6 protein-coding genes are annotated in these 6,840 nt (G+C 51.9%); 3 read left to right on the plus strand and 3 right to left on the minus strand.

The features are described 5' to 3' along the window. Window positions 1-139: 139 nt before the first annotated feature. The gene (gene fur / locus HMPREF2572_RS04750; RefSeq protein WP_083294153.1) at window positions 140-637 is read right to left on the minus strand and encodes a ferric iron uptake transcriptional regulator; all 498 of its coding nucleotides are present in this window, start codon (window positions 635-637) and stop codon (window positions 140-142) included. 158 nt (window positions 638-795) lie between these two features. Between fur and HMPREF2572_RS04755 the strand changes: the two genes are divergently transcribed. Together HMPREF2572_RS04755 and dapB are read left to right on the plus strand one after the other, a co-directional pair. After that, the gene (locus HMPREF2572_RS04755; RefSeq protein ID WP_016686935.1) at window positions 796-1,179 is read left to right on the plus strand and encodes an outer membrane protein assembly factor BamE; all 384 of its coding nucleotides are present in this window, start codon (window positions 796-798) and stop codon (window positions 1,177-1,179) included. A 15-nt stretch (window positions 1,180-1,194) separates the two neighbouring features. Next, window positions 1,195-2,004: a 4-hydroxy-tetrahydrodipicolinate reductase gene (gene dapB / locus HMPREF2572_RS04760; RefSeq protein ID WP_070496466.1), complete on the plus strand. Its 810-nt coding sequence runs from the start codon at window positions 1,195-1,197 to the stop codon at window positions 2,002-2,004. Between the two features lie 97 nt (window positions 2,005-2,101). On the opposite strand, the gene HMPREF2572_RS04765 is transcribed toward dapB, so the two are convergent. Beyond that, entirely contained in the window at window positions 2,102-3,052 is a 951-nt protein-coding gene (locus HMPREF2572_RS04765; RefSeq protein WP_003780301.1) for a bile acid:sodium symporter family protein, read from the minus strand. Between the two features lie 354 nt (window positions 3,053-3,406). Between HMPREF2572_RS04765 and HMPREF2572_RS04770 the strand changes: the two genes are divergently transcribed. After that, entirely contained in the window at window positions 3,407-4,663 is a 1,257-nt protein-coding gene (locus HMPREF2572_RS04770; protein ID WP_070496467.1) for an AmpG family muropeptide MFS transporter, read from the plus strand. A gap of 572 nt (window positions 4,664-5,235) precedes the next feature. Here the strand turns inward: HMPREF2572_RS04770 and HMPREF2572_RS04775 are convergent. After that, window positions 5,236-6,840, minus strand: a 1,605-nt coding sequence (locus HMPREF2572_RS04775; RefSeq protein WP_210385290.1) for a YadA family autotransporter adhesin, incomplete at its 5' end; no start/stop codon positions are given.

The following is a 6,840-nucleotide window of genomic DNA, read 5'->3' on the forward strand; positions in this document are numbered from 1 at the left end:
GCCTTGTCCTGATTTAAATTTAATCTACTATATTATTCTGATTTGCAGCGGCATGATGTTCATGTTCCGCAAAAAATTTCAGACGACCCCAAATTCTCATCCGAGGTCGTCTGAACATCAAACATCTTTTAAAACGGGATCAGCGTTTGCTCTTCGCTTGGCATTCGCCGCACACGCCGTACATATAAAGCGCGTGGTCAACGATGCGGTAGCCGTTTTCTTCCGCGATTTTGTCTTGCAGGGCTTCGATTTCGGGATTGTGGAATTCCGTTACCTCGCCGCATTTCACGCAGACGATATGGTCGTGGTGGTCGCCTTTGTCCAATTCGTAAACCGCCTTGCCGGTTTCAAAATGGTGGCGCTGCAAAATGCCTGCCTGCTCAAACTGGGTCAATACGCGGTAAATCGTCGCTACGCCGATTTCCACACCCTCTTCCAGCAAAATACGGTACACATCTTCAGCACTCAAATGCTCTTCAGCATGAGACTCAAACAAATCCAAGATTTTCAAACGCGGACCGGTAACCTTCAAACCGCTGTCTTTCAATTGCGCAATATTGCTGAATTTTTCCATAATATTCAATATCCCTGTAAAGTAATAGACGTTATAATACGCAATTTCAGCCCACTTGCCCACTATTACGCCATAGCGGTTTGCAATAAAACCACAAGTCCTATTTGCATACAAACGATAGTTGGCTGAAATTATAATCAAAGAGATGATTATCGTTTGCTTTTTCGAAATATTCAAGCAATGATACCCTTCCACCCGAATTCGAACAGAAAGGCATATCTGTGAACAAAACCCTCTGTCTTGCCCTCGCCGCCCTCATCGGACTTTCCGCATGCAGCGCCGAACGCGTTTCCCTGTTCCCCTCTTACAAACTCAAAGTCATCCAAGGCAACGAACTTGATCCCCGCGCCGTCGTCTCCCTCCAAGCAGGCATGAGCCGCGACCAAGTCCAACTCCTGCTCGGCACCCCGCTGCTGCGCGACGCATTCCACGCCGACCGCTGGGACTACACCTTCAATACCAGCCGCAACGGCATCATCAAAGACCGCAGCAACCTCACCGTTTATTTTGAAAACGACGTCCTTGTCCGCGCAGAAGGCGACGCCATCCAAAAATCCATCGAAACCCTCCAAGCCGAACAAAGAGCAGCCCAAACCGCACAATAATCACAAGGAAAACGCATGAGCGCATTGAAAATCGCCATCGCCGGCGTCAACGGCCGCATGGGTCGCGTATTGGTTGAAGCCGTTAAAAACCATCCCGACACCGTCCTCTCCGGCGCACTCGAACACGCCGGCTCCGAAGTCTTAGGCTTGGACGCAGGTTTCGCCTCCGGCATCAAAACCGGCATCGCCATTTCAGACGACGTTGATACCGTCCTCACCCAAAGCGACGTACTCATCGACTTCACCCGCCCCGAGCCGACCCTCAAACACCTGCAAAAATGCGTTGAAAAAGGCGTCAACATCATCATCGGCACCACCGGCTTCGACGACGCAGGCAAAGCCGCCATCCGAGCCGCAGGCGAAAAAACAGGCGTCGTCTTCGCCGCCAACTTCAGCGTCGGCGTCAACCTAACCTTCCACATCCTCGACACCGTCGCCCGCGTCCTCAACGAAGGCTACGACATCGAAATCATCGAAGGCCACCACCGCCACAAAGTCGACGCCCCCAGCGGCACGGCCCTGCGCATGGGCGAAGTCATCGCCGACGCGCTCGGCCGCGACCTCAAACAATGCGCCGTTTACGGCCGCGAAGGCCACACCGGCCCGCGCGATCCGTCCACCATCGGCTTTGCCACCGTCCGCGCAGGCGACATCGTCGGCGACCACACCGCCCTCTTCGCCACTGACGGCGAACGCGTCGAAATCACCCACAAAGCCAGCAGCCGCATGACCTTCGCCGCCGGCGCCGTCCGCGCCGCAGTTTGGGCCAACGGCAAAACAGGTTTATACGATATGCAGGACGTTTTGGGATTGAAAAACCGCTAAAGCCGTTTTCATCCGCATGACACAAAAAGGTCGTCTGAAAAATGTTTTTCAGACGACCTTTTGATTATTGATTGAAGACTGAACCGACCACCGCAGCTTATTGCTTACGCTTATCCCACCAAGCGAATAAGTTGCCCAAGACAGTTCCCGATACGGAGTGCCAGACGCAGGCGACGGCGGTAGCGACGGCGGATTCGGCGTTACCCGGGAAGAATTTGGCGCTCAGACCCGTGGCAAGACCGGCATTTTGTACGCCGACTTCGATAGCGATGGTACGTTTTTTGGCGGTGTTCATACCAGTCAGCGCGCCGCTGTAATAGCCGAGGATGTAGCCGCCGATATTGTGTGCGGCAATGGCGAGCACCATAACTAAGGCAGATTCGGCAAAGCGGTGGCCGTGGACGGCGGCAACACCGCCGACAATGCAGGCAAAGGCGGCAACGGCAACGGCGGGCATAATGGCGCGGACATCTTCAAACCAGTGTTTTTTGTGCAGCAACATATTGGCGGCAGAGCCGATAACGACGGGCAACAGGGTAACGAGCAACATAAACTTGAACATGCCCCAGCCGTCCATTTCGACGGTTTGTCCGACAAGGTAAGTCATCCACAGCGGCGTCATAACGGGGGCGAGGACGGTAGAGACGGTGGTCATGCCGACTGAGAAGGCAACATCGCCTTTGGCAAGGAAACTCATGATGTTGGACGAAACACCGCCTGGGCAAGTACCGACCAAAACCAAACCCAGCGTCAATCCGGGAGATAGGTTGAAGACTTTGGCGATACCGATGGCAAGCAGCGGCATAATGGTGTATTGGGCGACTGCGCCGATGAAAATATCGAGCGGGCGTTTAGCCAAAATTTGATAGTCTTCTTTGCCTAGAGTCATGCCCATGCCGAGCATAATGATGCCGAGTACGACGACTTGCGTGTCGCCTTTCACCCATGAAAAGGTAGCGGGTTCGATAAAGGCGACGATAGAGGCAAGGACGATAATCAGTGCGGTGAATCGGGTCATTTGCCGGCTGACGGCAGTCAGAAAGTTCATAGTTTGCTCCTTTGTAGGTTGTTATATATGACAACAATTGCCAGAATTTAACAGATATTAACTTTTTCATGCAAATCTGGCAACGATAGCGGAAGCAATTGGCAATTGAATAAATAAATAAATGAATAATCGGCACTATATTGCTGCTTATCTCTTACTGACGGAATCTAAATTTTCAGACGACCCCATCCAAACATCAAACAGTTCTTTTACCCACGCTGTGGCAATTCACGCCCTCCCATTTGTTTTTAAACCATTACAGTAGGCAATCCCGCCCTGCTTCGCAGGATTTGTTACAATGTGCCTTTCTTTTTGTACTGCTCATCCATTATGACTGACTCCCAACCAAGCACTATGCAGCGGATTTTTTCGCGCAATATGCTGATTTGTATTTTTACGGGCTTCACATCGGGGCTGCCGCTTTATTTCCTATACAGCCTGATTCCAGCGTGGCTGCGCCTCGAAAAAATTGATTTGAAAACCATCGGCCTGTTTGCCCTGATTGGTTTTCCCTATACTTGGAAATTTATCTGGTCTCCACTCATGGACTCTGTACGCCTGCCGTTTTTAGGTTTGCGGCGCGGCTGGATGTTGGTGATGCAGATCGCGCTTTTGCTGCTTTTGGCTGCCTATGCGTTTGTCCGCCCGCAAGAACATTTGTCCATTATTTTGGGGCTGTCTTTGGTAGTGGCGTTTTTTTCTGCCAGTCAGGATATTGTGATCGACGCTTTCCGTCGCGAAGTGTTATCCGATGAAGAGTTGGTTTTAGGTAACTCACTGTATGTGAATGCCTATCGTATTTCCTCGTTGATTCCCGCTTCATTAAGTCTGATTTTAGCCGATAGGATGCCTTGGTCGTCCGTCTTCATCATTACCGCTCTATTCATGATTCCGGGTTTACTTGCCACTTTATTCGTGGCGCGAGAACCGGCACAACAACCCGTAGGTGCAAAAGGGTTTAAAGATACCGTTGTTGAGCCGTTCCGCGATTTCTTTACCCGTCAAAGCGTTAAACAGGCGTTGATTATTTTGGCTTTTATCGTGCTGTATAAACTGGGCGACAGCATGGCAACTGCGCTGGCACCCGCGTTTTATATCGATATGGGTTTCTCAGCAACTGACATCGGCTTGATTGCGAAAAATGCGGGGTTGTGGCCGGCGGTAATTTTCGGGATTATCGGCGGTATTTGGGTAAACAAATTAGGCGTAAACCGTGCATTGTGGCTTTTTGGTTTAGTGCAATGGGTTACGATTTTAGGTTTTGCGTGGCTGGCAAGTTTCGGACATTTCGAGCATGTGGGCGCATCAGAACGAACCATGCTGGCAGTCGTCATTGCTGCCGAGGCAGTGGGTGTGGGCTTGGGTACAGTGGCATTTGTGTCATATATGGCGCAACAAACCAATACCGCATTTACCGCCACACAGTTTGCACTGCTGTCCAGCCTATCCGCCGTACCGCGCACATTTATGAATGCGACAGCAGGATTTCTGATTGAGGCGATGGGCTACGTCAATTTCTTCTGGCTGTGTTTCATGTTGGGAATTCCGGGGATGTTGCTATTGCTCAAAGTTGCGCCTTGGAACGGAGATAAAAAAGAACAATCTGCTTAAATATGCCATCAAATTTAAAGGTCGTCTGAAAACCAATGTATCCGGTTTCAGACGACCTTTTTTACAACGATGCAAATCAAGAATAGGGAAAACAGTCAAGCAAATATAGTGGATTAACTTTAAACCAGTACGGCGTTGCCTCGCCTTAGCTCAAAGAGAACGATTCTCTAAGGTGCTTAAAGCACCAAGTGAATCGGTTCCGTACTATCTGTACTATCTGCGGCTTCATCGCCTTGTCCTGATTTAAATTTAATCCACTATAAAAGACGGCAAACCGCAGATATGCTGGACTGTCGTGGATTCAAATACAAACAAGCCACGAGCCACCATTTCTGCACAGATATTTCCACTTCGGTTTACTCTTGCCCAACTTTCCCCATAACGCTACCGCCCTTCTGCAAATAGTTTTTAGTTTTGCTTGATACCCGCCGTCTTATATCGACAATATGCGAATCCTCCCTATTCGCAATTGATTTCTTCACGCTCCCTTCGTTCATATAAAAAAAGGTCGTCTGAAACCCTTTTTTGGATTTCAGACGACCTTTGCTTTGCTTCAGCTAAGAGCCGTTAGCTTACCACTGGTACAACGCACCTGCCCCGACACCGACGTGGCCGTCTGTGTTGGCAGAGAAGTTGCCTTTAACAACCCAGTTACCGCCGTCGCTCATCGCAGACACGCCGATTGCCATGGCGGATTGACCACCGTAGTAACCGCTGCCCACACCGATACCGGTTGCACCCGGACGGGTTACTTGCGGAATCGAGCCTTGTGCAATCGCACCTGCCACGCCTGCATAGGCTTTTTTGCCGACGCGTTCGATGTTGTTTTGCAGGGCGTTACCCACTCCGGCGAGCTGGTTCAGGTTGACCGCATCGGTACCTTCTTTCGCCGGGGCGACGTTGGTGATGCGTTGTCCGCCGTTGTTCAGACCGATCGGGCTGAGGCTGACGGTATTCGCCGGATTATGGGCGGTCGGTGCAGCGATGCTGACACCTTGCGCGTTAACGGTTACACCGCCTGCGGTCACGCTGGTTACGTCGAGTTTATCGGCAGTAGCAACGTTATACACGGTCTGTCCGCTGTTGCCGGTCGTTTGGTTAACGACGACGTTCTTACCTGCGGTAACTTCGGTTTTCGCTGCTGTCGCTTGTGTCGCTACGTTAGCAATCGCCTGGTTGGTGTAATACAACTGGCTGCCGTTGATCGCATCGGTCGAATCCGCAGATACCACGCCTGCCGCCACACCTTGTACCTGACGGGTCTCGTCCGTACCGTTGCCGACGGTAACGACACCGGCGACTTTGTTCGCGGCGGCAGCCGAACCTGCTTTGCCTGCAACGGCTTTGTCGTTCAGACCGCCGTAGGTGTAGGCTTCGCCTTTGGCTGCATCAGCCGTGCGGATGCCTTGGGTTTGGGCGCGGTCGCCGAGGTAGACGGAGTCTTTAACCGTGGCTTTGATGTCGCTGCCCAATGCGTAGGCGTTGTCGGCGGATACGTTGTTGTTGTTACCGATGGAGTAAGAGCTGTTGCCGCTTACTACGGTCGGGTCACCGATGGCGCCGGAGTTTTTGCCGCTAACGATGTTGCCGGTACCGATGGCGATGGTATTCTCGGCGTTGGCTTTGGCGCCTTTACCGATGGCGATGGCGTTGGTGCCTTTGGAAGCGGCCTGGTAGCCGACTGCCGTGGCGTATGCGCCGCTCGCGCTGGAGTCTTCGCTGTTTCGTGCCTGTACGTCGGGGTTCACTTCGCCGTCGTTGGTATGGAAGAACTTGATACCTTGTTCGTTCATACGGCCTACGGCTTCGATGACGTTGTTGGTCACGTACATGCCTTGGTCTTCGACGTTGTAGGTCACGAGGCTGTAACCGTTGGACTGGGCAATTTTGGTCTCGTTCGTGACGTTGGTCACGTTCGGATTGTTGCTGTTGTCCACCAGGGTAATGTTTTTGATATTACCCAAGCCTGTTTTGCCGTCTGCTTCGACTGACGGCGGTGCGGTGTTGACGTTGCCGCCGTTGCTGCCGATCAGTTCGTAAACTTGGTGCAGTTGTCCGCCGTTAACCGCATCGGTGCTGTCTGCGGCGACGGTACCTACGGCGACGTTGGTGACTTTCTTACCGCCTGCGTTGATGCCCTCGGCAGTGATGTTGACATCGCCTGCTTTCAGACCGTC

The sequence above is a fragment of the Neisseria sp. HMSC064E01 genome, from assembly GCF_001808875.1.
In the GTDB taxonomy this organism is placed as follows: Bacteria; Pseudomonadota; Gammaproteobacteria; order Burkholderiales; family Neisseriaceae; genus Neisseria; species Neisseria sicca_A.

Excerpts from the sequence above, each read along its gene's own strand:
- dapB (WP_070496466.1), top strand. The coding sequence starts at position 1,195 with ATGAGCGCATTGAAAATCGCCATCGCCGGCGTCAACGGCCGCATGGGT.
- HMPREF2572_RS04765 (WP_003780301.1), bottom strand. The coding sequence starts at position 3,052 with ATGAACTTTCTGACTGCCGTCAGCCGGCAAATGACCCGATTCACCGCA.
- HMPREF2572_RS04770 (WP_070496467.1), top strand. The coding sequence starts at position 3,407 with ATGCAGCGGATTTTTTCGCGCAATATGCTGATTTGTATTTTTACGGGC.